Origin of the sequence: Steroidobacter agaridevorans (assembly GCF_009932555.1) — a bacterium.
Classification (GTDB): domain Bacteria; phylum Pseudomonadota; class Gammaproteobacteria; order Steroidobacterales; family Steroidobacteraceae; genus Steroidobacter; species Steroidobacter agaridevorans.
The window spans coordinates 339,556-365,381 of the sequence record NZ_BLJO01000005.1 but is presented as its reverse complement, the minus strand read 5'-3'; the positions used below and the strand labels follow the sequence as shown (position 1 = coordinate 365,381).

Here is a 25,826-nt window from a genome sequence, read left to right as displayed (position 1 = left end):
CTTTCAGACGCAAGGTGAAAGATGCAGGCGAGTTGGATCCAGAAGGTGTTTCGCGTCGGCGACACTGGCGCGCGCGATGTCCGGCTCGACTTGTTTTGGCTCCTGGGGCTTGGGTTACTACTGATCGCGACCGGCATCGGGCTGCGCGACCCCTGGCCTGCGGATGAGCCGCGCTTCGCATTGATCGTCCGTGACATGGTGGCGACCGGCGAGTGGCTGTTGCCTCGCGTCGGCGGCGATGTCTATGCCGACAAGCCGCCGTTGTACTTCTGGATCATGGGGCTGTCGCTGCTGGCGACCGGCTCGTTGCGCATCGCGTTCTTATTGCCGTCATTGCTCAGTGGCCTCGCCTGTCTGCTCCTTATTCATGACCTCGGCCGTCGGCTGTGGAATCGCGAGACGGGCCTCGCCGCCGCGCTGGCGCTGCTGCTGACCGTTCAATTTGTCTGGCAAGTGCGCCAGGCGCAGATCGACGCGACACTGTTGTTCTGGGTCGTGCTCGGACTCTATGGATTGGTCCGGCATTTATTACTTGGGCCAGCGTGGGGTTGGTACGCGCTGGGCTGGGCTGCCGCCGGGTTTGGTGTGATCACCAAGGGCGTCGGCTTTCTGCCGTTGTTGATGTTGATTCCCTTCGCAGCAATGCGTGGCCCGCGTTGGTCGCCACGCATGCGGAGCACGAGTGTCGGGCTGTGGTTCATCGGGCCGCTGGCATTTCTGCTGGCCGTGAGCACGTGGCTCGTGCCGATGCTGTTGGCAGCCAATGGCGATCCGACACTCGCGGCATACCGCGACGAAATCCTGTTTCATCAAACCGTCGGCCGCTACACGGATGCGTGGCATCACCGCGAGCCGTTCTGGTATTTCATCGTCGAAGTGATTCCCGGCTTGTGGCTGCCGCTGACGTTGCTGCTGCCCTGGCTCGTGCCTCATTGGCGCAAAGCGTGGCAGGCGGGCGACTTGCGCGTCGGGCTGCTGACGGCTTGGATCGTGCTGGTCGTGTTGTTCTTCAGTTTCAGCAGCGGCAAGCGCGGCGTCTACATTCTGCCCGCGCTGCCGGCGGTCGCGCTCGCGAGCGGTCCCTATCTATTGGATCTGATGCAACGTCGCTCGGTGCAGCGAACGTTGTTCATTCTGTCCGCGGCGATCGCACTGCTTTGTTTGCTCGGCGCGTCGTACGTTCAGATACAACCGGCCAAGCGCCTCGAGCTCATTGCCAGTTATGAGATCGACGTCTTCGGTCCGCTGCTGTCGATCGGCATCGCGGGCGTCTTGATCTGCGCGCTCGTCAGGCCGGCGCGGGGAATCCTGGCTTACGCAGGCTTGCTTGCCACCGCGTTGCTCACGGTGAGCTACTGGGTCAATCCCGTGATGAACAGCACTCGTTCGGGTGCTGCCTTCATCAAGCGGGTCGAGCAGATCGACGATCCCACCGCCGAGCTCGGCTTCGTCGGCTTCAAGGAGCAGTATCTGCTCAACGTGCATCGTCCCATCGTTCACTTCGGGCACGCGCGTTGGAGAGAAGCGGATCAGGAAGCGGCGGACGCGGCGCTGTGGTTGAGCGGCTCGGAGCAGCGCCAGCTGGTCGTCAACGATTACGCCCGGCAGCTATGTTTCGGCGAAACCGCCGCCCAGTCATTGGGCATGGCCAATCGCATGGAGTGGTTCATCGTGCGAGGCAAGCCGAATGCGAAATGCGTGGCGCAAGGCAAAGCAGCGGCGCTGTATCGCTACGCGCCGCCGCCTCGAGTTTCGACTGAATCGATCAGTTCGTTTGAACCGCGATGACACCGCAAGCGATGCGGTCGCCGGAGTTGCCGGACGGCTGCGTCGTGTAGTCGTCGGGCTTCGCATGCACCACGAGCGCTATGCCGAGGACATCGTTGGGCTGACCCGATTGCAGTGAGACCTCGGGATTGTCGATGTCGACCTCGGCGACGCCCTGCGCGTCCGACTTCACATTCAACATGTCGCCGGCGTGATGCGGCTGGGCTTGCGGGTTGCCGTGATCCTGGCTGGTGGGATTGAAATGGGCGCCGGCGCTGGTGGCGTCGGGCGCGCTGCAATCGCCCTTCTCATGAAAATGAAAACCGAACTCGCTGTCGGGCTTCAGTCCCTGGACCATTCCTGAAATTTTTACTCCCGTGCCCGCGGCGGTGATCTTCAACGCGCCGTTCGCGGTGTTGCCTTGAGTGGGCGAGAGTTTCACGGCCGCTCCAGCGGTGGCTTCGGCGGTCGCCCTCGTCTCGGGTTCGGTAGTAGTTGCAACCGATGGACCGTCGCCCGCAGGCGGTGGCGCGTCGGAGGTCGGAGCGGTGTGCTCTTTTTGACCACAGGCGCCGATCAAGGCAGCGATTGCGACGAGACCGACATACTTGTTCATGAGCATCACCTCCTGAAACGAACCGGGGTAAATCCATGACGCATTGGTTGCGTTCCAACGGACGTCGGCCGGAAATCACATTTTGTTTCTTCTGAAAACTGACGATTGTCACGCCCACGTCACTATGCTGTCATCGATCCTTAACGTGCTCGCACGAGCATGCGCCGCATTTCCGAAGCAGAGTCCGGCAAAAGTCACGCCTTTTGCCGGACGTGTCGAAAGGGCCTCGGCCGCTTTCGACAATACATAGAAGGACGCCACGGTCATATGTCGCAGCTCAGCCACGCTATTCGTCGTCAACTCGTCATAGCGCTGCCCTTGTTTGTTGCCGGGTTTGCTCAGGCGCAGGACGCCGGCACCTCCGCCAACTTAGAAGAAGTCGTCGTCACCGGCCGTGCCGGTGTGGAAGAGATCCGCAAGGTGGAAGTGAGCTATGCCGTCACGACCATCAATGCCGAATCGTTGCGCATGGATGCACCGCTCGGTGTCGCCGACGCCCTCGGCTCGGTGCCGGGCTTCTGGGTCGAGTCCACCGGCGGTGAAGCCAGCGCGAATATTCGTGCGCGCGGCATTCCCGAAGAAGGGTTCTCGGCGGTAGCCATGGAAGAAGATGGCCTGCCGGTGCAGCACGATCCCGGCCTCGGCTGGTTGAACGCCGATCAATCGTTCCGCCTCGATGACACCATCGATCGTATCGAAGTGGTGCGCGGCGGACCGGCATCGATGTTCTCGTCGAACGCGCCCGGCGGCGTCGTGAACTTCATCACTCGCAAGCCCGGCGACGTCGCGGGCGGCACCGTCAAGGTCGAGAGCAGCGACTACGGCCTGCGTCGCGTCGATGGCTGGTACAACTTGCCGGTCGGCGACTGGCGCCTCGGCTTCGGCGGCTTCTATCGTGAAGACGATGGCGTGCGCGATGCGGGTTACACCGCGAACAAGGGCGGTCAGCTGCGCTTTGCGGTCGGCCGTTCGTTCGACAACGGCTCGGTGGACTTCAACGTCAAGCGCATCGATGACCGCGTCATTTTCTACACCGGCTTGCCGCTGACCTATGACGCCGACGGCGATGTGGTCGGCGTGCCGGGCATCGATGAGCATTTCGGCACGCTGTCGGGTCCGGACACCCGCCGGGTCACGCTGCGCGATGCCGATGGCACGTTCCCGCTCGATATCGATCGCGGCACGGATGTCGAGCTCACTCAGTACACGTTGCGGTTCGAATATCAGCTGCCTGGCGATTGGAAATTGAGCAATGGCACGCGTTATCGCGAATCGGAAAGCTCGCGCATCGGCCTGTTCCCGAACACGCCGGTCACCGCCGCGGCTCGGCTCGCAGCGGCGCGCGCCAACATCGGCACGCTCGTCCCTGGTGCGGTGGATGTGCAACTTCGCTATGTGAACGCGCCGAACGAGGTCTTCAACGTTGCGAACCAGAACGGCAACGGGCTCACCAGCGACGGTTCCTTCCGCCAGGTGCACGTGCCCCTCGACGAGTTGCTCAACGATCTGCGCCTGATGCGCAATTTCGAGATCGCGGGCCAGAAGCATGACGTTGCCATCGGCGTCTATCTGGCCAAGGTCGACGAGGCATTCGATCGCTACTCGGCGAATGCGATCATCGACGTTCGCGACAATGCTCGCCTGCTCGACCTGGTCGCCGTCGACGCCGCGGGCAATCCGGTGCGGACGCTCAGCGACAATGGCTTCATTCGTTATGGCTCGGAGTTCGCGAATGGCGAGGGCGAGTCGTTCACCAAGGCGTTGTATCTCTCCGATGAGTGGAGCTTGAACGACCAGTGGCGCATCGACCTGGGTGCGCGCTATGAGCAGGTCGACGTCGAAGGCAAGGTAGAGCAGTCCGCTGCGCGCAACCTGGGCATTTTGCAGAGCACGGCCGATGACGCCGTCCTCGCTGGCACCGGCGTGTACGACCGCTTCGACACCGATTACGACGATTTCGGCTGGACCGCGGGCGTGAACTGGCAATTCCTCGAGAGCATGGGCGTGTTCGCGCGCTATACCTCGACGTTCCGTCTGCCGAGCGTCGGCGATTACATCACCAACGCCTTCGCGACGCCGGTGATTCGCACGATGGATTTCATCGAGGCCGGCTACAAATACGACTCGGACCGCTTCTCGTTGTACGCGACGCTGTTCCAGACCCAGTACGACAAGTTCCGGTTCGGCGATACTCGTTACAACCCGACGACCGGCAACTACGATCAGGTGAACGTCTTCACCGATACCGAAACGCTGGGTGTCGAGCTCGAAGGCACGGTCGTCGCGACCGATTGGTTGGACATCGGCTTCAGCGCGACCTGGCAGGATCCGGAGTTCGGCGACTTCGTGCAGACCACGTTGGTCAACGGCACGCCGACGACGGTCGACTTCACCGGCAACCGCCTGCTGCGCGTGCCGGAAGTGAGCTATCGGGTGACGCCGGCTTTCAAACTTGCCGAGCAGGTGCGCTTCGAGGTGGACTATCAGTACTTCGGCGATCGTTTTACCGATGCAGCCAACGTCACGAAGCTGCCTTCGTACGACGTGCTCAGTGCGAACCTGAGCTGGTCGCCGATCGAGCGCATGACGGTCTACGTACGCGGCGAGAACCTGTTGAATGAAGTGGGCCTGACAGAAGGCAACCCGCGCGCTGGCACGTTCGTCAGCGGCGAGGCGAATTCGCCATTCTTCATCGCGCGCCCGATCTACGGCAGGAACTTCCGTTTCTCGCTGACGTGGGATTTCTAACGCGACCGCGGGCATGATTGAGGGGGCGGCACTTCGTGCCGCCCTTTTTCGTTTGAGGTTCTATGCGATTTGCCACCCTGCTTGCACTGGTTTGTTTGGCTGTTGCGACGAGTTCGCACGCGGCCACGCCGGCGCCTGATCTCATTCTTCGCGACACCATCACCGATAAGGCGTATCGCACCTATCGCCTGCTGCCGTTCGACGTTCCGGATGGAGTAAAGGCGCTGGAGATTCGTTTCGACTACACCGGCCGCGAAGCGCGCACGACGATCGACGTGGGCTTGCTCGGGCCGGGCGAAAAGTTCGAGAACGAGTTCCGCGGCTGGAGCGGCGGAAACAAGCGGTCATTCACGCTCTCGGCGAGCGACGCGACACCTTCCTATCTATCCGGGCCGGTCACGCCAGGGCGATGGCAACTGCTGCTCGGTGTGCCGAACATTCGCAACGGCCAAACTTCCGAATTCACCGCGGAAGTTTATTTCCAGCGCAACGAGAAGCACGGGCTTCCGACCGAGCCGGCGCCGCTCAAATCGGAAGCCGGTTGGTATCGCGGCGACTTGCACATGCACAGCGAGCACAGCGATGGCAACTGTGCGACCAAGAGCGGCGAGAAGCGGGTGCCTTGTCCGTTGTTCCTGACGCTGGACGCGGCCGCCAACCGCGGGCTCGACTTCATCGCGTTCACGGACCACAACACCAATTCGCATGTCAAAGAGCTGACCGCGCTGCAGCCATACTTCGACAGATTGCTCTTGATCCCCGGCATGGAGATGACGACGTTTCAAGGTCATGCCAATGCATTCAATCTGCGCGAGGTCGTCGACTTCCGTGTCGGCAGCGCAGAGGTCCCCGATTGGAACACGCTGCTCACGGAAGCAAAAAACAAAGGCGCGCTGGTGTCGATCAATCATCCGCGAGTGCCGACCGGCGAAGCCTGCATGGGTTGCGGCTGGTCGCCGAATCCGCCGGCGGACCTGTCGCTCGTCCAGGCCGTAGAGGTCGTGAACGGCAACGATGTGGAAAGCCCCGTCACGGGCATTCCGTTCTGGCACGAGCAACTGCAAAAGGGCCATCGCCTCACCGCGATCGGCGGCAGCGACACTCATGATGTGACGTCGAAGAGCGTCCCTCCACCGGGACGAATCGGCATACCTACGACCGTCGTGTATGCGCAGGAGTTGAGCATCGATGGAATCATGGCGGGCATTCGCGCCGGCAATGTCTTCGTCGACACCGCGGGTTCGCGCGATCGCAAGCTCGAGCTGAGCGCCACGTATCGGGAATCGACGGTCGCGATGGGCGGTCAGCTCTCAGTGCCGGAAAAGCAATCTGTGACCTTCACGGCTCGCATCGAGCGCATGACGGGCGGCACCGCCGAAATCATTCGCGACGGGAAAATGACTCGGCGCACCGCGATTCCGGCGGCCACGCACTCGTGGTCCTTCGAGGAAACATCCGATGGCAAGCATCATTGGATTCGCATCGATGTGCGCGACGCCGCCGGCAACCTGGCGCTGCTCGGCAATCCCATCTATGTGAATTGAGCGCTTCGGCTTTCGCGTAGTCGCGAGTGCCTATGTGATTGATTCTCCGACTGCCGTCGCACAACTTTGCGTTCTCGGGCAGGAACGATTCGCGTTTGTGCGACGTTGGCATTTTCAGGAGATGCTGTCGCAGTCAAAACGAAGATGTTGATACTGGTAGTAGAGGACGAGCCGATCTGCGCGCTGAGCACGGTTGCCGAGCTGGAGCATGCAGGACACAAGACATTAGGCCCCGCCGCCACGCTTGAAGAGGGCCTGGAGCTGGCCCGCTCCGGTCATCCGACTCTCGCTCTCATCGATATCGATTTGATGCACGCCGGTGACGGCGTCGAGCTCGCGAAGCGGCTGCGCGAGTTGCACGTCGCCGCCGTGTTCGTCAGTGCTCAACATCCATCGGCGTTCGAGAATCAGGATCTGGCACTGGGCTTTATCGGTAAGCCCTACAACCCGGCCGATCTGCCGCCGAGCATCGACATCATCTCGGCGATTCTGGAAGGGAAGCCAACGCCCGCGGCGTCAATACCGCGGGCGCTGCAGTTGTTTCATTGAAGAACTATTCGCTCGCCGTCTGCGACACCTTGGCCGGCGGCGCGGTCGGCGCATCGCTCTCATTCACATAGCGATAGCGAACCACGCCGTACAGCATTTCATCCCAAGTCTGCTGACCCCAGGGCACAACGCGGTTGGGATCCGGGTTCGCCTTGTTCTGCACCGAGTTGTCCCAGGTTGTGTGGTGAGTGACCTTGGTGCCGGCGGGCAGCAGCTTCGGTGTCTTCAGCTCGTACGTGGTCTGCCAGTTGAAGTCGTAGTTCGGCACTGACAGCAGCACTTCGGTGCGCCCGTCCGGATAAGTCGCGATGAAGTCCGACGCCTTGCCGCGGAAATGCGAGTGCGGCAGCAGGTTGTAGACGATCACGTCGTGGTCGAAGGTCTTCGAGGCCGACTCGGTGTGCTCCTTGGTGTTCGCCGGAATCTTCAGGCGCGGATTGAGCAGCACGGCGCTGCGCATCTGATATTCAGGCGCATCCTTCCGGAAATACAGACCCATGCGGCTCACGTCGCGTGCGGGCTTGCCGCTCACGGTGTAGTGCATCTGGAAGAAGAACTTCGCGTCCTTCTTGATCAGCACGCCCGTCTCTTTGGGCAGCATCATCGGGCCGGCGCCCGGCACATAACCGCCGAGGCTGCCGCCATCGCGCACGCTTTCGGCATTCGTGCCCATGGTCGCGATGATGTGATGAAGCACGGTGCGATCGCCCGGCTGGAAGTCGACGGCGCGCACCCATACGTCATGATCCAGCGGGTTGTCGACCATCGGCATCTGATACGGAATCACGCCGGTCGCCGGCACCTCGAACGCAGGAATCTCGACGACCAGGTCCGGCTCGCCCAGCGCCCACTCCGGCCATTGTTTCTTCAGTTCCGCGAGCGGATCGCTGCCGCTGCCGCGCGGTGAGCCCGCTTCGATCCAGTGCACCAGGTTCTTGATCTCGTCCTTGCTGAGCGAACGATCGTTGGAGAACACGTTGTAATGCGGATCGGCGTGCCATGGCGGCATGCGCTCGGTGCGCACCACTTCGCGGATCATCGGGCTGAAGCCTTTGATCATGTCGTAGCTGCTCATCTGCCACGGGCCGATGCCGCCGGTGCGATGGCAGGTCACGCAATTGTCGATGAGCATGGGCGCGATGGTCTTCTCGTAGGAGATTTTCGCGTGCGCCTGTTTGCGATCGGCTTCGGGGAATTTCAGGTCGCAGCCTTTGCCGTTGCTGGCATCGACCTGCGCGGTGGTCACCGCCTTGGCATTGATGACTGCATCGAGCGCATTGGCCGCGTACGGTGTGCCGCCGGCGGACACCGGGCCGCGATAGGCAACCTTCCAACCTTTGGTGTTGATGACCAGCAATTCGCCGTTGCGCTTCAGGCCGAGCGACTCGCCGATGATCTGGGTCTCATCGAGCAGGATGGGCAGGTCGATGCCCTGTGCCTTCGCTTCCTTTGCAATGGCGTCGCGCGTGTCGGCGAGGTTGGAGTTGATCATCAACAACTCGACGCCCTGCGCGCGATATTTGTCTCGCAGCGCCTGCATTTCCGGCAGCGACTTGCGAACGACTTCGCAGCCGTTGCCCTGGGCCATCAGCACGACGGCCTTCATGTCGGAAAGATAGTAGAGCTGGCGCGATGCGCCGGTGTGATCGAGCAGGCGGAAGTTGTCGACGGTGTCGCCCGGATTGAGCGCCAACGCCGGGCTGATTGCGCCCGAGAGCGCCAGGGCAGTAGCGATACCGAGCAGCTTGGATCCGTGCTTCATGCTCATTGCTGGGAACCCCTGTGAGAGAGCCAGTAATTCTTCTATCCGGGCAGTCTCGTCCGCGGCCGCGCGGGTGTCTATCCGCGCCCGGCCCAAATGGCACTAATGAATGTTAAGAATCTTTGCACTTCTGTAACGGCGCGGCTCCATGCCGTCAGGCGGAACTATTCGCGTGGCGCTGCCAGCGATTCGCGTTTAATGACCGAGCCGCGCAGGATGACGCGGTCGATGCTGGTCCAGGCGCGCATGGTTTCCAGCGGGTTTGCCGTTAGTAGCAGCAGGTTCGCGACTTTGCCGGTTTCCACGGTGCCGTATTCCTTGTCCAGGCCGAACTGACGGGCGTTGTTGATGGTGCCGGCGCGGAAGATCGCAGGTAGCGGCACGCCGGACTGCGCCATCATGCGCATCTCGCGATAGGTGTCATAGCCGGGCTGGTTGCCAAATGTCGGCGCCGACGGCGTGTCACTACCGAGCAGCAACGGATGGCCGAGGTCGGACAGATATTTGGTGGCACGCATGCCGTACGAGCTGATGACCATGTAGGTGTGCATGGCCTTCATGTCCGGTACGCCGCCCATGCCCTTGCGCACCTCTTCCTTGAACCATTGCCCCGCGGGTGTCGCATACCACGCGAGCAAGGAGGGCGGCACGACCTTGGCGTATGCCGGATCTTTCAACGTATCTTCACGAAACAAATCGGCCAGGCCTGCGATCACTCGTAGCGTCGATTGAAAGCCGATCTTCTTCGCGTGGATCTCGCGCAGATGCGTGGCGATGGCCGGCGGCACGCCTTGATCGGTTGAATATTCATTCCAGTTCCATAAGCCGTGCGCGATCACGTCGACCTGCGCCTCGACGGCGAGGCGCTGCATGTCGATGGCGTTGGCATGCGCGAGCAGCAGCAAGCCGCGCTTCCGGGTCTCGGCGCGCACTCGCTGCAATGTTTCTTTGCTCATGACCGGCCAGTCGGAGGCGGGGCCGAAACCGTTCTCGATGAAGATCTTGATGCAACGGACACCACTCTCGGCGAGCTTGCCGATGACGGCTTCAGGCGTGTGTTGAGCAGCGTCCATGCCGGCGGGTAGCGGATGTTCCGCGGCGTTGGCCGGCTCGTAGATGAAGTCCGGCATGGCGCGATAACGAATGGCCTTGTCTTCGATGAATACCGAGGGATAGCCATCGAGCACGAACGTCGCCGCACAACGATAAAAATCGGGATGCTGAGGCTGCGCTTCGAACGCAGCGGCGGCATCGGGTGTGCTGAGCAGATTCACGACCTGCGTGACGCCGTAATAGAGATAGCTGCGAGGTTGCTGGCGCACGTAGGCATCGCGGATCGCGCCCATCGCCGGGTCGGCGTCGGCGCCGCCCGGGAAGCCGGGGACGTCGCCGACATGGACATGCGAGTCCATGAGTCCAGGTGTGAGAAACTTGCCCCGACCGTCGAGGCGAACTGCGCCCGCCGCCGCGCTGACTGGTTTCGAGCTGACGGACACGATCCGGCCGTCGCGAACCAGCACATTCTGTTTGGGTTGAGCCGCGGCCAGCTGGGGCGACACGACCGTCACTTGCTCGATCACGAGCTCCGCGGCCCCGGCCGGATGAGCCAGCGCCAGGCCGACGAGAGTGGCGGCGGCGCCGGTTGCCAGGCGCGCCATAGCGCCGACCTTTTGACTTCCTTTCACTACCAGCTCCATGAGGGGGGGCGCGGTGGGGCGCCACGCGGATTGTGCTCGATCGGCGCGTCAAACGGCCAGCCGGGCGCATTGGATCGGGCTTTTTGGCGGGAAAATCCGGCTTGTCTGCCGAGACAATTGATGACATTTTGTCTGAGTATTAGAATGTCCCATCCAAGTCGCCGGCCAGGGTTTTCGTGACACAAGAACAGCGAGTTTCGTCGGGCCGCAACACTGCGGTTGGCAAGGTCCCAATGGCGTCCGGTCAGTACCGGCGCGAGGGTGTCAGGAGGGCAGGTCGATGGCTGGTGGGAGTGCTCGTGGTCAATAGTCTGGGTGCATCGGTCGCGGGGGCGGTGGAAGCCCGTCGCGGCGAGTTCGGAACGCTGGCCGATGGCCGCAAAGTGGAGTCGGTCGAGCTGGCCAATGCCAAGGGCATGTCGGTGCGCATCCTCGCGCTCGGCGGTGTCATTCAGGAGTTGAAGGCGCCAGACCGCAACGGCAAATCCGCCGACGTGGTGCTCGGCTATGCCACCGCTCAACAATATGTGGACCAGCCGCAGTACTTCGGCGCGACGGTCGGCCGCTACGCCAATCGCATCGCTGCCGGCAAGTTCTCGCTGGACGGCAAGCAGTATCAGCTCGAGACCAACGACGGCCCGAATCACTTGCACGGTGGCAAGCAGGGATTCGACAAAGTGCTGTGGAAGATCGAGTCCATCAGCGCCGGCTCGCCGGCCAAAGCGGTGCTTACCTATAGCAGCGCCGATGGCGAAGGCGGTTATCCGGGCAAGCTGCAGGTGACGGCGACCTATACGCTCAACGACAAGAACGAGCTGTCGATCGAGTACCGCGCGACGACCGACAAGCCGACCATCGTCAACATCACCAACCACAGCTATTTCAACCTGGCGGGTGAAGCGGCGCCCACCGACGTGTTCGGGCATCGCCTGACCTTGTTCGCGAGCAAGTACACGCCAGTCAACGCAACTCTGATTCCCACGGGTGAGCGCCGCGCTGTCGCGGGCACCGCGTTCGATTTCACCAAACCTCATACCATCGGCGAGCGCGTTCGTGACGGCCGCGACGAGCAGCTGCGCATCGGTCGTGGCTACGATCACAACTACATCGTCGACGGCGAGGCCGGGAAGTTGCGGCCGGCAGCTCGCGTCGAGGAGCCGACCTCCGGTCGCGTACTGGAGTTGCTTCAGGACGCGCCGGGCGTGCAGTTCTATTCAGGCAACTTCCTGGACGCCACCAGCACCGGCAAGAGCCAGCGTGTGTACCGGCAGGGCGATGGCTTCTGTCTGGAGCCGCAAGTGTTTCCGGACTCGCCGAATCGCAGCGACTTCCCCAACGCGCGCCTGAATCCCGGCCAGACGTACGTGAACACCATGGTGCTGCGTTTCTCCGCCGCTCCCTAAGCTTTCGAACCTGACGCGAACCCCATGAGCCCATCCAATTCCAATCCGTCCGCAACGCGTCGCCTGCGCTCGCGCGCCTGGTTCGACGATCCCGCCAATGCGGACATGACGGCGCTGTACCTGGAACGGTACATGAACTTCGGCTTGTCGCTGCAAGAGCTGCAGTCGGGCAAGCCCATCATCGGCATCGCGCAGACCGGCAGCGACCTGTCGCCGTGCAATCGTCATCACATGGTGCTGGCGGAGCGCGTGCGTGAAGGCATTCGCGAGGCGGGCGGCGTCGTGCTGGAGTTTCCGGTGCATCCGATTCAGGAAACCGGCAAGCGTCCGACTGCGGGTTTGGATCGCAACCTCGCCTACCTCGGTCTGGTGGAGGTGTTGTTCGGCTATCCGCTCGACGGTGTCGTGCTCACGGTCGGCTGTGACAAGACCACCCCCGCCTGTTTGATGGCGGCGGCGACGGTGAACATGCCGGCCATCGCGCTGTCGGTCGGCCCGATGCTCAACGGTTGGTACAAAGGCGTGCGCACGGGTTCGGGCACCATCGTGTGGCGTGCTCGTGAGTTGCTGGCGGCGGGCGAGATCGATTATCAGGGCTTCATCAAGTTGGTCGCATCGTCGGCGCCGTCGACCGGGTACTGCAACACCATGGGCACGGCGACGACGATGAACAGCCTGACCGAGGCGCTCGGCATGTCGCTGCCTGGCTCGGCGGCCATTCCCGCGCCGCTGCGCGATCGCCAGGAATGCGCGTATCTCACGGGCAAGCAGATCGTCGAGATGGTGTGGGCCGATCGCAAGCCGTCGGACATCCTCACTCGCGAAGCTTTCATCAACGCGATTCGCGTGAACTCCGCGATCGGCGGCTCCACCAACGCGCCGATTCATTTGAATGCGCTCGCCCGGCACATCGGTGTCGAGCTGACCATCGACGATTGGCAGAAGTACGGCTTGGATATCCCTTTGCTCGTGAACCTGCAGCCGGCCGGCGAATATCTCGGCGAGGACTACTATCGCGCCGGTGGCGTGCCCGCCGTTGTGGCCGAGTTGATGCGTCAGGGCCTGATCAACGAGAAGGCGCTGACGGTGAACGGCAGCTCGCTGGGCGACAACTGCCGCGGTGCGAGCATCATCGATACGAAGGTGATCAAGCCGTTTGAAGAGCCGATGAAGAAGCGCGCCGGCTTCACTGTCCTGCGCGGCAATCTGTTCGATTCGGCGATCATGAAGACGAGCGTGATCTCCGACGAGTTCCGCGCGCGCTATCTGTCGAATCCGAAAGATCCGGAAGCGTTCGAGGGGCGCGCCATCGTGTTCGATGGTCCGGAGGACTATCACGCGCGTATCGACGACCCGTCGTTGGGCATCGACGAGAGCACGCTGATGTTCATGCGCGGCGCGGGCCCGGTTGGCTATCCGGGCGCGGCGGAAGTGGTGAACATGCGTCCGCCGGTGAACCTGATCAAAGCGGGCATTCACAACTTGCCGTGCATCGGTGACGGTCGGCAGTCGGGTACGTCGGGCTCGCCGTCGATTCTCAATGCTTCACCGGAAGCAGCAGTGGGCGGTGGCCTGGCGTTGCTCAAGACGGGCGACCGCGTGCGCATCGACTTGCGCAAGGGCGAGGCGAATATCCTCATCAGCGAGGAAGAGCTGAATCAGCGCCGTCAGGCGTTGAAGGACGCCGGCGGCTTCCCGTATCCCCCGAGCCAGACGCCATGGCAGGAAATGCAGCGCGCCGACATCGGCCAGGCCGAGACGGGCGCCGTGCTCGAGTCCGCAGTGAAGTATCAGCGCCTCGCCCAGACCAAGGGCGTGCCGCGACACAATCACTGATTTAAACTCTCGGGCTCCCGCGCGAGGTCATCTTGCGCGGGAGCTTTTTCATTTGTAGAGAGGGTAAGAACATGGCGGAAGCATGGCGAGTCATTGCTCGTGAGGAGAAGGACGAGCTGGGCGAGGGTCCGCTGTGGTCTGCAAAGCACAACGCCCTTTTCTGGGTGGATATCCTTTCTCACTTCCTCTATCGCTATTCGCTCGCCGACGGCAGCATCCGCCGTTGGTCGATGCCCGAGAACATCGGTTGGGTGGTGGAGCGCAGCAGTAAACCCGGCTTCATCGCGGGCTTGCAAAGCGGCTTCTACGAGTTGGACCTGGAGCCGCTGGCTTTGCGGCTGATCGTCGACCCCGAGCCGCAGCTTCCGGGCAATCGCTTGAACGATGCGAAGGTGGATCGTCACGGGCAGATCTGGGCGGGCACGATGGATGCCGCCATCGTCGAGACCACCGGCTCGCTGTATTGCTTGCGGCCGGACATGAGCGTGCTGCGCGTCGACGAGGGCTACAAGGTGACGAATGGACCCACGTTCAGTCCCAAGCAGGACTTCATGTATCACACCAATACACCGGCGCGGACGATCTATCGCTTCGATCTGTCGCCGGAGGGCGAGCTCAGCAACAAGAAGGAGTGGCTGAAGTTCCCCGACGACCTCGGGTTCCCCGATGGGATGACGACGGATGCCGAAGGGTTCCTTTGGATCGCCCACTGGGGCGGCTCGCGGATCAGCCGCTGGTCGCCGGACGCGAAGCTGGATCGGGAGATTCGATTGCCGGCGCCGCAGATTACGAGCATCGCGTTTGCGGGACCGGAGTTGGATCGGATGTTTGTTACTTCGGCGGCGAAGGGACTCGATCGGAGTAAGGAAACATTCGCCGGTTCGCTGTTCGAAGTGGATGCCGGCGGGGTGCGTGGATTGCCGCCCGGACTATTTGGCGGCTGAGACGGAGGCATGCCCCGCCTCAGGAGCCGGCTTCGGTATAAACGTAACCGATGGTGCAGCCGATCGAGTTCTCGTTGATTCTGATCGAGATCGGCATGCCCGCCATATAGTGCGCGAGCAACGTGGCGTAGATCTGCTTGAATCCTTCTGTTCCATGAATCAGCGTTGCATACACTCCCTGTGATCGCGTACAGCTGAGGCTGCTCATGTCGCCGCTCGTTTTCACGTAGACGTCGCCGGTGGACGTAGTCATCATCGCGAGAATCGATTCATCCTCACAAGAAATCGATGTGCACGTAGCCATCGCGTTTCCGGAAAACCAGAATGCGACTGCGAGGACCGCGGATCGAAGCAAAACGTTCATGGGGATCCCTCCTTGAAAGGCCGACGATCAATCCTGTGCCGGATTATTCCTGGCCCATACGATCTCAGCGCTCGCGTGAGCCTGTCAACAGAACATCCGGCACGACGGCGCGGATTCAGGGTTTTGATGAGCGACCGAGAGGGCGCGGTGCCGGGGAGGACCCACCCCGGCACCGCGAACCACTGAGCCTCTGAGAGAACCTTTACTCTACAGCGACAACCACCACCGACTTCGGCGGCAGTTCAACGCGGAGCTCATTTCCCTTCTTCGACGCCTTGAACGGCGCCGGCTTCACAGCCTCAGGCTTATCGAACGTATTGCGTGCATCGAGCGCAGATGCAGTGAGGATGCGACCAGAAGCCGACTTCACATTCGCGCCATTGATCTTCGCGGACACGGAAGCGCCCTTGTTCGGATCGACGTTCGTAAACGCAATCTGCAACTTGCCATTCACATCACGCGCAGCGGACACCGACACCTGCGGCAGCGACCACTCGCCACGCGAGTACGTCGGCGACTGAACTTCGGCGGGTAGGGAAGTCGCGCCCTGGAACGGGATGTACATCTCGAACACGTGATACGTCGGCGTGAGCGTCATCTTCTCCTTGTCGGTGAGGATCATCGCCTGCAGCACGTTCACCATCTGCGCGATGTTCGACATCTTCACGCGGTCGGCGTGGCGATGGAAAATATCGAGCGTCAGCGAAGCGACCAGCGCGTCGCGCAGCGTGTTCTGCTGATACAGGAAGCCCGGGTTGCGGCCCGGTTCCGGGTCGTACCAGGTGCCCCACTCGTCGACATACAGCGCGACCTTCTTGTCCGGGTCGTACTTGTCCATGATGGCCGAGTGCTTGGTCACCAATTCTTCCATGCGCACCGCGTGATTGAGCGTCGACGCCCACGCATCTTCGGTGAAGCCGGTCGACGCACCCTTGTTCTCCCAACGGCCGGGGAACGTGTAGTAGTGCAGCGAGTAGGCATCCATGTGCTTGGCCGCCTGCGACAACATCACTTCGGTCCAGTGATAGTCGGCGACATTCGCGCCGCTGGCGATCTTCAACGGAGTGTTGTCCCGCGGGGCTTTGATGAAGGTCGCGAACTGCTTGTAGAGATCCGCGAAATATTCCGGCCGCATGTTGCCGCCGCAGCCCCAGGTTTCGTTGCCGACACCGAAGTACGGCAGCTTCCAGGGCTTCTCACGGCCGTTCCTACGACGCAGCTCGGCGAGCGTCGACTTCGTATCGGAGGTGATGTACTCGACCCACTCCGCCATTTCCTGCGGGCTGCCGGAGCCGACGTTGCCGGACACATAAGCGTCGGCGCCGATCAGTTCGGCGAAATCCAGAAACTCGTGCGTGCCGAAAGTATTCGGCTCTTCGACCGCGCCCCAGTGCGTGTTCACTTTCACCGGCCGCTTGTCGCGCGGGCCGATGCCTTCGCGCCAGTGATATTCGTCGGCGAAGCAGCCGCCGGGCCAACGCACGACCGGCACTTTCAACTTCTTCAACGCAGCGACGACGTCATTGCGATAGCCGCGCGTGTTCGGAATCGACGAGTCCTCGCCGACCCAGATGCCTTCGTAAATGCCATGACCCAGGTGCTCGGCGAACTGGCCGTAGAGATTGCGATCGATCTTGGCGCCCGGCTTGTCGGCCTGAATGGTCACCGAGACGGCGGCCGATTCGGCGGCGCCGGCGGCCAAAGGAACGAAACTGAGCGTCGCCAGACCGAGCGCGGCGGTCAGGCGGAGAGCCCCCTGAAGAATCGGCATCTTGTTGTCCTCTATTCGATGAAGGGATCGACGACGGAGCGCCGGCCGCACATGAATGCATCGGCGACCAGGCGGAAGGCGGCGAGATCGACATCCATGCGACGCTCGCGAACCAGCGGGGCGAAACGCGCATACAGGTTCGCGTATTCGCGATCCGGCGCGGACACCGTTTGTTTGCCGTCGACGTGCATCACCGAGCCGCCTTTGGAGAGCAGCAGATGACCGTCGTCGGTTTCGATGTCGATGTCCCAGCTCTGCGGGCCGGTCTGGCGGAAATCGAATTCCGCGCGCACCGGCAATCCGCCCGGACCCTGCAAGGTCAGTTCGGCGGCAATGGGCGTTTCACAATTCGAGGGGACGTGCAGCTCGGCGTCTTTGAGCACCAGAGGCTGCGGCAGGATGCGAGTGATGATGGACAGCGCGTTGATGCCAGGATCGAACACACCCAGACCGCCGGCTTTCCAGATCCATGCCTGGCCCGGGTGCCACACGCGCACGTCTTCCTTCCAGGTCACCTGCACTTTGCGAATGTTGCGACCGACGAGCCAATCGCGCGCCGGTTCGACGGCCGCGGCTTCGCGCGAATGCCAGGTAGCAAACAAAGCGAGCCGGCGTTGTTGGGCGAGATCCATCAGGCCCGCGACTTCGTTCAGCGTCGCGCCGGGCGGCTTCTCCAGCATCACATGTTTGTTCTGCTCCAACGCATAGTTCGCGATTTCGTAACGAACCTGTGGCGTGCAGCACAGCGAAACCGCTTCGATCTCCGGCTGCTCGCGCAGCATGGTCTCGATGTTGGGATAGCTCGGCGTGCCTTCGAGCTTGTTGTGCGGGCTGGCGACGGCCACCAGCTGATAGTTCGGATTGGCGGCCAGCGAGGGCAGATGCTGATCGCGAGCGATCTTGCCCAAGCCGACGATGGCGAGTTTGATCGGGCTCATGACTTACAACGCCTGCACAGCCACGGTCGATGCTTCGCTGCGCTTCAGGGGATTGCGCAACGGCAGGCGGAACGGCGGCGCTTCGATCTCGAACACATCGCCTTCCTTGGTTTGAATGCCTTCGGAGAACGACAACGTCGCCGTGCCGAAGAAATGCACGTGAATGTCGCCAGGCCGACGGAACAGTCGATACTTGAAATGATGATGCTCGAGGTTCGCGATGGTGTGCGACATGTTGGCTTCGCCGGTGAGGAACGGCTTTTCCCACAGCGTCTTGCCATCGCGAAGCACGCGGCTCATGCCGCGAACGTCGGCAGGCAACTCGCCGACGAGCAACTCCGCGCCCAACGCGGCATGGCGCAGTTTGGAGTGCGCCAGCCACAAGTAATTGCCACGCTCGGTGATGTGATCCGAGAACTCGTTGGCCAGACAGAAACCGATGCGACGCGGATTGCCCGCGGCGTCGATGATGTAGATGCCGGCGATCTCCGGCTCCTCGCTGCCATCGAGCGCGAAGTCAGGTGAGGGCAACGCCTCACCTGTGCCGACCACGCAAGAGCCGTCGCCCTTGTAGAACCACTCGGGCTGCACGCCGACCTGGCCGGCGGCAGGTTTGCCGCCTTCCAGGCCCATGTTGAACATGCGCATCGAGTCGGTGAGCGTGCCGCCGGCAGCGGCCTTGTGCATCTTGTCGCGACCTTCGGCCGAGCCGAGATGCGTCAGGCCGGTGCCGGTGAGATACAGGTGCGCAACGTCCGGATGATCGATCGGAGCGAGCAGACGATTCCAGTTCTGCAACTCCTCCAGATCGAGCCGTTCGTCGGAGAGCCGCGTGGCCACGCACTTTTCCAGCGACGTCCCGCCGTCCAGCGCGGTTTGCGCCAGCTGATAAGTGCTGACGCAATCTTTCACTTTACGAGCGACGCCGTTGTCGTCGATGGCGGCCACCAGGCGCTGCCCATCGGCAGCGCGCACCTGTATCAAACGCAAACTCATATTAGCTCCGGTAGACGCCGTCGAAGCGATGCGGCGTGGCAGATTGAGCGTCACGCTTCAGGGCCGGCGGCAACAGTGCATCCGGAAGGTCCTGATAGCAGACGGGGCGCAGGAAACGTTCGATCGCGAGCGTGCCCACCGAGGTGGTGCGGCTGTCGGACGTCGCCGGGTACGGACCGCCATGAACCATGGCGTGCGAGACCTCGACACCGGTCGGCCAGCCGTTCGCGAGAATGCGGCCCACCTTGCGTTCCAGCGTGGGAAGCAGCTTCTGCGCAATCGGATAATCCTGCTCGGTGACGTGCAGTGTGGCGGTGAGCTGGCCTTCCAGCTTTTCCAGTGCATCGACCAGCTCCGCTTCGTTGGCGCAGCGGACAATGACGGAAGAAGCACCGAACACTTCTTCGGCGATTTCGTGTGTCAGTGCGCCGGCAGGCACGGAGAACAAAGCGCCGCGGCCGCAGTTCGCACCTTGAGTATCGGCGCCGCGAGCAATCGTCTTCACGGACTTGTTAGTCGCGAGACGATCCACGCCTTTTTGGAACGCATCGTAGATGCCAGCGGTCAACATGACCTGAGGGGCCGCGCCGCCGAGCGCTGCGGCAGCCGATTGAATGAACGTATCCACGTGCGGACCTTCGAGCGCGAACACCAAACCGGGGTTCGTGCAGAACTGACCCGAGCCCATGGTGAGCGATCCGACGAATTCCTTGCCGAGCGCTTCGGCGCGAGCGGCAAGTGCACCGGGCAGCAACAGCACCGGATTCACGCTGCTCATCTCGGCGTAAACAGGAATCGGCTCTTTGCGAGCCGCGGCGATCTTCATCAACGCGACGCCGCCACCACGCGAGCCCGTGAAGCCAACGGCCTTGATGCGCGGATCGGCGACCAAGCCTGCGCCCAGGTCGCGCTTATCGCCGTTCAACAGCGAGAACACGCCCGGATGCAGACCGCACTGAGCGACCGCTTCACTGATGGCCTGCGCGACCAGTTCGCTCGTGCCCGGATGCGCCGAGTGACCTTTGACGATGACGGGGCAGCCAGCCGCGAGCGCGGAGGCGGTGTCGCCGCCGGCGACTGAGAACGCGAGCGGGAAATTGCTGGCGCCGAATACAACGACAGGGCCGAGCGGCACTTTGCGCTGACGCAGGTCGGCGCGCGGCAACGGCTTGCGATCGGGCATTGCCGGATCGATGCGAACGCCCTGCCAGCCGCCTTTGCGCAACTCGTCCGCGAACAGACGCAGCTGACCGACGGTACGGCCGCGCTCACCCGTCAGACGCGCGAGCGGCAGACCGGACTCGGCATTGGCGCGCTCGAGCAGCTCGTCGCCCAGCGCCATGATGCGATCGCCGATGGTTTCCAGGAATTTCGCGCGCGTTTCGTTATCCAGGGCGCGGTATTGATCGAACGCTTCGCTGGCCAGCTGGCAGGCGCGCTCTACTTCGGCGGCGCCGGCCGAGCTGAAGGGCGGGTCGATCAATGAGGCGGTAGTGGGGTTCGCTGCGCGAAAGGTTTGCGAGGTCGCGACGCGTTCGCGACCGATGAATAGCTGACCGGTCAGGGGCATGGGAGATCTCCGCCTAAACTTGTACCGTTGATTTACTCAGACAATATCCCAGTATGCCGTGGCGGGCAATTGCCAGGGCTCGCTGGGCGCAAGGTAGCGTTAACAACGCCTGCGGCATTAAGACATCCGAGGCCGCCGTCAACAAGACCGTGCAACGAAAGGTGGGGGACTCGGACGCAAAATCCATCGCTGGCCAGCCTCAATTCGGGCCGACCAGCGGGAGTTTCGGGGGCGGGTTACGTCAGCTGCGCGCCGAAGTCGCAGTCTTGGCGACCTTGGGTTTGCGCGAGTTGGTCGTATCGAGCTGCGCGAGCTCGACCAGGTTCAACATCGCCGCGTGGGCGGCTTTCGGGTCGGAGGCTTTGACGGCCTCGTACACCTTTTGATGATCGGGGATCGGGTCGCGGCGCAGAGGGTTGTGCCGCTGCTTGAAGATCGTCGTCCACGACACCGCGGCGCCGACGCCGCTGGTCAACGACACGATGAAGGCGTTGCCGCTCGCGCGCAGCATCGCCGAGTGGAATTCCTGGTCGGCGAGCCGGCCGGCTTCGCTGGCCAGCGTGTGCGCGGCCATGCCTTGGAGCGCCTTCTCCATGGCTTCCAGTTCTTCATTGGTCCGGCGCAATGCAGCCAGGGCGGCGGCCTCGGGCTCGACGATCTTGCGCAGCTCGAACAGATTCGCGAGCAGGTTGTCGTCCGGCTCGAACTCGAAAATCCACGACAAAACATCGGGATCGAGCATGTGCCAGCGGGCTTGCGGACTGACGCGCGTGCCCACCTTCGGCCGCGATTCCACCAGGCCTTTCGCCGCGAGGATACGGACTGCCTCGCGATAGGCGGTGCGCGAGACCTGCAGCCGATCGCTCGCATCGATCTCGCCATTGAGGATGTCGCCGGGCTTGTAGCGGCCCGACACGATCAACACCCCGAGGTCACGCGCGATGGTTCCATGCAGCCGCAACGATTTGCGTCGGGCCCGTGCATTGGCCCTCGCCGCGGATGATTTTTTGCTCGACATCGATGATTTCCCTCGCGACGCCTGCGGGTATTTGGCCCGGCGCGCAGCGTCATACGACAGTAGTTTACGCACGCCGCGCGCGGATTTCGCAGGATCCGCAACGATTTGCACCGGATCGCCCGCGCCGATTGCGTCGGCGCCCGGCCAATCTGCAAAATGCCGCGGCACGGTTTGCCTGACAAATCGAAAGCCGTTACCATGAATTGTCTGAGTTATATTGCTCAGAACAATCGTGAATGACCGGGGGACCCATGCAAAGCCGCGACGGCGAGTCGAGGCTCACGTGCGGAACGTGAGCGTCCACAGGCGCGACCTGCTACGCGCCTCGCTGTTCATGGGCTCGACGCTGGGATTGTCCACCGGCGTCTGGGCCAGCGCCGCTACCCCCGAGCAAAGTCTCAACGACCGCCTCGCCGGCGATCTCTCGCCCGTGCATGACCCCTGCATCGTCAAGCAGGGCGATACCTATCATCTATTCTGCACCGGTCAGGCCCATGATCCGACCGGCCTGCTGCCCTGGCGCACGTCCAAGGATCTGGTGAATTGGAAGCTCAACGGCCGTGTGTTCGATGAGATTCCCAAATGGGCGCAGGACGCGGTGCCCGGCACGCGCGGCATGTGGGCGCCCGATATCGCGTACTTCAACGGGCTCTATCACCTTTACTACTCGTGTTCGCGATTCGGCTCGAATCATTCCGTCATTGGCCTGGTGACCAACAAGACATTGGATCGGGCGTCCAAGGATTTCAAATGGGAAGATCGCGGGCTGGTCGTGAAGTCCGAGCTCGAGGACGACTTCAATGCCATCGACTCGAACCATCTGATCGATCGCGAGGGCAAGCACTGGCTCTGCCTCGGCAGTTTCTGGAGCGGCATTAAGCTGTTCCCGCTCGATCCCGCGACCGGCAAGCCGATCTCGAATGACTCGCGCAAATATTCCTTGGCCCGGCGGCCCGCGCCGGAAAACGCGCCGGCCGCGATCGAAGCGCCGTTCCTTGTCGAGCGCAACGGCTACTACTATTTGTTCACGTCGTTCGATTACTGCTGCCGAGGAGCGAGCAGTTCGTACTACGTCGTCGTCGGGCGCTCGCGCGAGGTGACTGGCCCTTACGTGGGCCGTGACGGTAAGTCGCAAATGGATGGCTACGGCACCGTCGTGATTCGAGGCAACCGGCGGTTTCGGGGCCCCGGGCATCAAGCGATCCTGCGCGATGGCGATCGCGACTATCTCGTGTACCACGCGTACGACGCGGAACTCGACGGCCGGGCGACGCTGCGGATCTCGCCGATTGAATGGACTGCCGACGGCTGGCCGGTCGTGCAGTCCTAGCTCCGCCCCATCTCACTTTTCATCGGCGATTTCTCATGCCTGGTATCGAGCTAAAGAACGTCACCAAGACCTTCGGGGCCGCCACGGTCATCGACAATGTGTCGCTGAGCATCCGGCCGCACGAGTTCATGGTGTTCCTGGGCCCGTCGGGCTGCGGCAAGTCGACGTTGTTACGCATGATCGCTGGCCTGGAGTCGGTCGACGCCGGCGAGATCTGGATCGGCGATCGCCGCGTCGATCAGCTGGCGCCGGGCGAGCGACGCGTCGCCATGGTGTTTCAGCACTACGCGCTTTATCCGCACATGTCGGTGCGCGAGAACATGTCGTTCGGCTTGCGCAACGTTCGATTGCCCGATGCGGAGATCGAGAAGCGCGTCGATGCGGCAGCGAAGATGCTGGAGATCACGCATTTGCTGGATCGCAAGCCCGGGCAGATTTCCGGTGGTCAGCGTCAGCGAGTGGCGATCGGCCGCGCCATCGTCAAAGAGCCGCATCTGTTCCTGTTCGATGAGCCGCTTTCCAACCTCGACGCCGCGCTTCGCGTGCGCACTCGCCTGGAGATCGCACAACTTCACCAGCGCGTCGACGCGGCGATGATTTTTGTCACGCACGATCAGATCGAGGCGATGACGCTCGCGCATCGCATCGTCGTGATGAACAACCGCAAGATCGAGCAGATCGGCACGCCGATGGAGATCTATTCGCGACCCGCGACCACGTTTGTCGCGAGTTTCGTCGGCACGCCGGCCATGAATTTCTCGCCGGTCGAGTTGAGCGATGGGCCGAATGGATTTGTATCGGCGCGATTGCCGGACGGTGCGATCGTCGCGACGCGCATCGACAAGGCGTCGCTGCCCGCGTCCCAGTCGTTCAAGCTGGGTATTCGAGCGGAGTCGCTGGACATTTGTCCGGCCGGGCAGGGCGAGACAGTGGGCGTGGCTCAGTTCGTCGAGCGATTGGGCGATCGCACGCTTGTGTACGTAAAGCTGGCCGATGGGGCGACCATCGTGGCCGAAGACGCCGGCAACAGCCGCGTAGCCATCAACGATCAGGTCGGCGTGAAGTTCGACGGCAGCGAGGCGCATCTATTCGATGATCAGGACCGCGGCCACCACGCTGTGCTGGACGGGAGCGCGACGTGAGCACCGCGGCTGGACAGCTGAGCGATCTGGGCCGGACGCGCGTTCAACCCGCGCGCGCCGGTGCTCAGCAGAGTCGTTGGAGTCACATGCTCTATGTGGCTCCGTTTCTGTTCTTGTACGCGGCGTTACTCGTTTACCCGCTCTTCGCCGGCTTCTGGTTGAGCTTGCACAAAGCCGATCTCTTCGGCGGCCGACGCTTCGTCGGCTTTGAGAATTTCGAACGGCTATCTAACGACCAAGTGTTCCTCGGCGCCGTCGGCAACACGTTCTATTTCATTGTGCTCACGGTGCCGGCGTTGGCGATCATCGGCCTCGGCCTGGCGCTCGCGTTAAACCGCCAGACGCGCACGGCCGCCGTGTTGCGCGGCGTCTTCTTTTCTTCCTCAGTGCTGTCCGTGACTATCGTGACGCTGCTGTGGAAGGTGGTGTTCGCGCCCGAGGGCGGCTTTCTCGCGAATCTGCTGGAAGCCTTCGGCCGTCCGCCGATCGCTTTCCTGAGCAGCGCCGAGCTGGCCTTGCCGGCCATTGCGATCACCACGATCTGGTGGTGCATCGGATTGCCGATGATGCTGTTCCTCGCAGCGTTACAGCAGGTGCCTCGCGAGTTGTACGAAGCCGCGGCGCTCGACAACGCCGGTCGTTGGAAGACGCTGTGGCACGTCACGCTGCCATCGATCCGACGCACGTTCGCGCTCGTGCTGATCATCGAAGTAGTGCTGCAATTCCAGCTGTTCGGTCAGGCGTACTTGATGACCCAGGGCGGACCGAACAACGCGTCGCGGCCCATGGTGCTGTTCCTTTTCGAGGTGGGCTTCACTCGTTGGGACGTCGGCTACGCCGTGGCGGCCGGTCAGATCCTGTTCGGCTTCATCGCGATCGCCGCGTTCGCGCAGTATTTGGTCGCGCGCCGCAAGGAGGCATTCTGATGAGGACGCAGCTCGCATCGGGCGCCGTGGGGCGCGCGTTCGGCGATCGACTGATCCTGGCGGCGACGATTGCGTTGGCCATCGTCATGGTGATTCCCATGTTGTGGGCGGTCGGCCTGTCGCTGAAGACCAATCAAGAGTTGCTGGTGGATACCCAGTCGGTGCTGAAAGCGCCGTGGACGCTCATCAACTACTACGACATCCTGATCGGCTCCGGCGTGTTCCGGTGGCTGCTCAACAGCATCATCGTCTCGACCGGCATGAGCCTGGGCGTGCTCGTGCTGTCGTCGTTGGCGGGCTATGGCTTCGCCCGTCTCGAGTTTCCCGGACGGAATGTGATTTTCGTGCTGGTGCTGTTCGGGCTGGCGATTCCCGAACAGGCCGTGATCCTGGTGCGGCATCAGCTGTTCAGCGATCTGGATCTGCACAACACCTATGCGGGCCTGATGCTGCCGGGCATGTCGGCGCCGTTCGGCGTGTTTCTGATGACTCAGTACTTCAAGGCGATTCCCACCGAGATCGACGAGGCGGCCATGCTCGACAACGCGTCGCGCTTCAAGATCTTCTGGCGCGTGCTATTGCCGATGACGCTGCCGGCGCAAGCGACGCTCGGCATCTTCACGTTCCTGCACGCATGGAACGATTACTGGTGGCCGATGGTGTCGGGCACCAATCAGCAGATGTACACGCTCACCGTGGGCATCGCCTCCACCCAGCAGAATTTCGCCGAGTCCGCCGGTCTCGGCTACCTGATGGCGCAGGCGGTGTTCGCGTCCTTACCCGTCCTCATCGTTTACATGTTCTTCCAAAAGTACATCGTGCGCGCGGTTTCCGGAGCGGCGACGTGATCCGCCCGATCGCAATATTGCTGAGCTGCCTGGTGCTCGTCAGCTGTGGAGTGCGGC

General features: G+C 62.3%; 20 protein-coding genes. 11 read left to right on the top strand and 9 right to left on the bottom strand.

Going from position 1 to position 25,826, the window contains the following annotated elements; all coding sequences use genetic code 11:
- Positions 1–21 precede the first annotated feature (21 nt).
- Positions 22–1,788, top strand: a complete 1,767-nt coding sequence (locus GYH35_RS19695; protein WP_161812827.1) for an ArnT family glycosyltransferase — start codon at positions 22–24, stop codon at positions 1,786–1,788.
- Here the strand turns inward: GYH35_RS19695 and GYH35_RS19690 are convergent.
- Entirely contained in the window at positions 1,766–2,383 is a 618-nt protein-coding gene (locus GYH35_RS19690) for a superoxide dismutase family protein (RefSeq protein WP_202624432.1), read from the bottom strand. The two genes, GYH35_RS19695 and GYH35_RS19690, sit on opposite strands and share 23 nt — an antisense overlap.
- Positions 2,384–2,650: 267 nt before the next feature.
- Between GYH35_RS19690 and GYH35_RS19685 the strand changes: the two genes are divergently transcribed.
- From GYH35_RS19685 to GYH35_RS19675, 3 genes are all read left to right on the top strand, one after another.
- On the top strand, positions 2,651–5,131 hold the full coding sequence (locus tag GYH35_RS19685; protein WP_161812829.1) for a TonB-dependent receptor: 2,481 nt from the start codon (positions 2,651–2,653) through the stop codon (positions 5,129–5,131).
- A 62-nt stretch (positions 5,132–5,193) separates the two neighbouring features.
- On the top strand, positions 5,194–6,675 hold the full coding sequence (locus tag GYH35_RS19680; RefSeq protein WP_161812830.1) for a CehA/McbA family metallohydrolase: 1,482 nt from the start codon (positions 5,194–5,196) through the stop codon (positions 6,673–6,675).
- Between the two features lie 144 nt (positions 6,676–6,819).
- On the top strand, positions 6,820–7,224 hold the full coding sequence (locus GYH35_RS19675) for a response regulator (RefSeq protein ID WP_161812831.1): 405 nt from the start codon (positions 6,820–6,822) through the stop codon (positions 7,222–7,224).
- 4 nt (positions 7,225–7,228) lie between these two features.
- Here GYH35_RS19675 and GYH35_RS19670 read toward each other — a convergent pair whose 3' ends face one another.
- Both GYH35_RS19670 and GYH35_RS19665 read right to left on the bottom strand, forming a co-directional pair.
- On the bottom strand, positions 7,229–8,992 hold the full coding sequence (locus GYH35_RS19670; protein WP_161829291.1) for a redoxin domain-containing protein: 1,764 nt from the start codon (positions 8,990–8,992) through the stop codon (positions 7,229–7,231).
- A 158-nt stretch (positions 8,993–9,150) separates the two neighbouring features.
- Positions 9,151–10,671: an amidohydrolase family protein gene (locus tag GYH35_RS19665; protein WP_161829290.1), complete on the bottom strand. Its 1,521-nt coding sequence runs from the start codon at positions 10,669–10,671 to the stop codon at positions 9,151–9,153.
- A gap of 311 nt (positions 10,672–10,982) precedes the next feature.
- Between GYH35_RS19665 and GYH35_RS19660 the strand changes: the two genes are divergently transcribed.
- The 3 genes from GYH35_RS19660 to GYH35_RS19650 all read left to right on the top strand — a co-directional run bounded on the left by GYH35_RS19660 (position 10,983) and on the right by GYH35_RS19650 (position 14,866).
- Positions 10,983–12,086, top strand: a complete 1,104-nt coding sequence (locus GYH35_RS19660; protein ID WP_202624431.1) for an aldose epimerase family protein — start codon at positions 10,983–10,985, stop codon at positions 12,084–12,086.
- Between the two features lie 24 nt (positions 12,087–12,110).
- Positions 12,111–13,922: an IlvD/Edd family dehydratase gene (locus GYH35_RS19655; protein ID WP_161812835.1), complete on the top strand. Its 1,812-nt coding sequence runs from the start codon at positions 12,111–12,113 to the stop codon at positions 13,920–13,922.
- Between the two features lie 71 nt (positions 13,923–13,993).
- Entirely contained in the window at positions 13,994–14,866 is an 873-nt protein-coding gene (locus tag GYH35_RS19650; RefSeq protein ID WP_161829288.1) for an SMP-30/gluconolactonase/LRE family protein, read from the top strand.
- Between the two features lie 19 nt (positions 14,867–14,885).
- Here the strand turns inward: GYH35_RS19650 and GYH35_RS19645 are convergent, their stop codons facing one another.
- From GYH35_RS19645 to GYH35_RS19620, 6 genes are all read right to left on the bottom strand, one after another.
- Positions 14,886–15,170 (bottom strand): hypothetical protein, encoded by a 285-nt coding sequence (locus GYH35_RS19645; protein WP_161829287.1) that lies wholly within the window; start codon positions 15,168–15,170, stop codon positions 14,886–14,888.
- A 262-nt stretch (positions 15,171–15,432) separates the two neighbouring features.
- The gene (locus GYH35_RS19640) at positions 15,433–17,001 is read right to left on the bottom strand and encodes an alpha-N-arabinofuranosidase (RefSeq protein WP_161829286.1); all 1,569 of its coding nucleotides are present in this window, start codon (positions 16,999–17,001) and stop codon (positions 15,433–15,435) included.
- An 11-nt stretch (positions 17,002–17,012) separates the two neighbouring features.
- On the bottom strand, positions 17,013–17,939 hold the full coding sequence (locus GYH35_RS19635; RefSeq protein WP_161829285.1) for a Gfo/Idh/MocA family protein: 927 nt from the start codon (positions 17,937–17,939) through the stop codon (positions 17,013–17,015).
- A gap of 3 nt (positions 17,940–17,942) precedes the next feature.
- On the bottom strand, positions 17,943–18,935 hold the full coding sequence (araD1, locus tag GYH35_RS19630) for an AraD1 family protein (protein WP_161812840.1): 993 nt from the start codon (positions 18,933–18,935) through the stop codon (positions 17,943–17,945).
- A gap of 1 nt (position 18,936) precedes the next feature.
- Positions 18,937–20,505, bottom strand: a complete 1,569-nt coding sequence (locus tag GYH35_RS19625; RefSeq protein ID WP_161812841.1) for an aldehyde dehydrogenase (NADP(+)) — start codon at positions 20,503–20,505, stop codon at positions 18,937–18,939.
- A 241-nt stretch (positions 20,506–20,746) separates the two neighbouring features.
- The gene (locus GYH35_RS19620) at positions 20,747–21,523 is read right to left on the bottom strand and encodes a FadR/GntR family transcriptional regulator (RefSeq protein ID WP_161812842.1); all 777 of its coding nucleotides are present in this window, start codon (positions 21,521–21,523) and stop codon (positions 20,747–20,749) included.
- 292 nt (positions 21,524–21,815) lie between these two features.
- Here GYH35_RS19620 and GYH35_RS19615 point away from each other — a divergent pair, with 292 nt between their 5' ends.
- The 4 genes from GYH35_RS19615 (at position 21,816) to GYH35_RS19600 (ending at position 25,769) form a co-directional block, all read left to right on the top strand.
- Positions 21,816–22,853, top strand: coding sequence for an arabinan endo-1,5-alpha-L-arabinosidase (locus GYH35_RS19615; RefSeq protein WP_202624430.1), 1,038 nt, complete (start codon positions 21,816–21,818; stop codon positions 22,851–22,853).
- Positions 22,854–22,888: 35 nt separating this feature from the next.
- Entirely contained in the window at positions 22,889–23,995 is a 1,107-nt protein-coding gene (locus GYH35_RS19610; protein ID WP_161829284.1) for an ABC transporter ATP-binding protein, read from the top strand.
- Positions 23,996–24,081: 86 nt separating this feature from the next.
- Positions 24,082–24,921, top strand: coding sequence for a carbohydrate ABC transporter permease (locus tag GYH35_RS19605; RefSeq protein ID WP_161829413.1), 840 nt, complete (start codon positions 24,082–24,084; stop codon positions 24,919–24,921).
- Positions 24,921–25,769, top strand: coding sequence for a carbohydrate ABC transporter permease (locus GYH35_RS19600; RefSeq protein ID WP_161829283.1), 849 nt, complete (start codon positions 24,921–24,923; stop codon positions 25,767–25,769). The genes GYH35_RS19605 and GYH35_RS19600 overlap by 1 nt, the downstream gene beginning before the upstream one ends.
- The last annotated feature ends 57 nt before the right edge of the window (positions 25,770–25,826 follow it).

What these genes read in the sequence shown, in the direction of transcription:
- GYH35_RS19695 (WP_161812827.1), top strand. Translation starts at nt 22, where the DNA reads ATGCAGGCGAGTTGGATCCAGAAGGTGTTTCGCGTCGGCGACACTGGC.
- GYH35_RS19690 (WP_202624432.1), bottom strand. Translation starts at nt 2,383, where the DNA reads ATGAACAAGTATGTCGGTCTCGTCGCAATCGCTGCCTTGATCGGCGCC.
- GYH35_RS19685 (WP_161812829.1), top strand. Translation starts at nt 2,651, where the DNA reads ATGTCGCAGCTCAGCCACGCTATTCGTCGTCAACTCGTCATAGCGCTG.
- GYH35_RS19680 (WP_161812830.1), top strand. Translation starts at nt 5,194, where the DNA reads ATGCGATTTGCCACCCTGCTTGCACTGGTTTGTTTGGCTGTTGCGACG.
- GYH35_RS19675 (WP_161812831.1), top strand. Translation starts at nt 6,820, where the DNA reads ATGTTGATACTGGTAGTAGAGGACGAGCCGATCTGCGCGCTGAGCACG.
- GYH35_RS19670 (WP_161829291.1), bottom strand. Translation starts at nt 8,992, where the DNA reads ATGAGCATGAAGCACGGATCCAAGCTGCTCGGTATCGCTACTGCCCTG.
- GYH35_RS19655 (WP_161812835.1), top strand. Translation starts at nt 12,111, where the DNA reads ATGAGCCCATCCAATTCCAATCCGTCCGCAACGCGTCGCCTGCGCTCG.
- GYH35_RS19650 (WP_161829288.1), top strand. Translation starts at nt 13,994, where the DNA reads ATGGCGGAAGCATGGCGAGTCATTGCTCGTGAGGAGAAGGACGAGCTG.
- GYH35_RS19645 (WP_161829287.1), bottom strand. Translation starts at nt 15,170, where the DNA reads ATGGCTACGTGCACATCGATTTCTTGTGAGGATGAATCGATTCTCGCG.
- GYH35_RS19640 (WP_161829286.1), bottom strand. Translation starts at nt 17,001, where the DNA reads ATGCCGATTCTTCAGGGGGCTCTCCGCCTGACCGCCGCGCTCGGTCTG.
- GYH35_RS19635 (WP_161829285.1), bottom strand. Translation starts at nt 17,939, where the DNA reads ATGAGCCCGATCAAACTCGCCATCGTCGGCTTGGGCAAGATCGCTCGC.
- araD1 (WP_161812840.1), bottom strand. Translation starts at nt 18,935, where the DNA reads ATGAGTTTGCGTTTGATACAGGTGCGCGCTGCCGATGGGCAGCGCCTG.
- GYH35_RS19625 (WP_161812841.1), bottom strand. Translation starts at nt 20,505, where the DNA reads ATGCCCCTGACCGGTCAGCTATTCATCGGTCGCGAACGCGTCGCGACC.
- GYH35_RS19620 (WP_161812842.1), bottom strand. Translation starts at nt 21,523, where the DNA reads ATGTCGAGCAAAAAATCATCCGCGGCGAGGGCCAATGCACGGGCCCGA.
- GYH35_RS19610 (WP_161829284.1), top strand. Translation starts at nt 22,889, where the DNA reads ATGCCTGGTATCGAGCTAAAGAACGTCACCAAGACCTTCGGGGCCGCC.
- GYH35_RS19605 (WP_161829413.1), top strand. Translation starts at nt 24,082, where the DNA reads ATGCTCTATGTGGCTCCGTTTCTGTTCTTGTACGCGGCGTTACTCGTT.
- GYH35_RS19600 (WP_161829283.1), top strand. Translation starts at nt 24,921, where the DNA reads ATGAGGACGCAGCTCGCATCGGGCGCCGTGGGGCGCGCGTTCGGCGAT.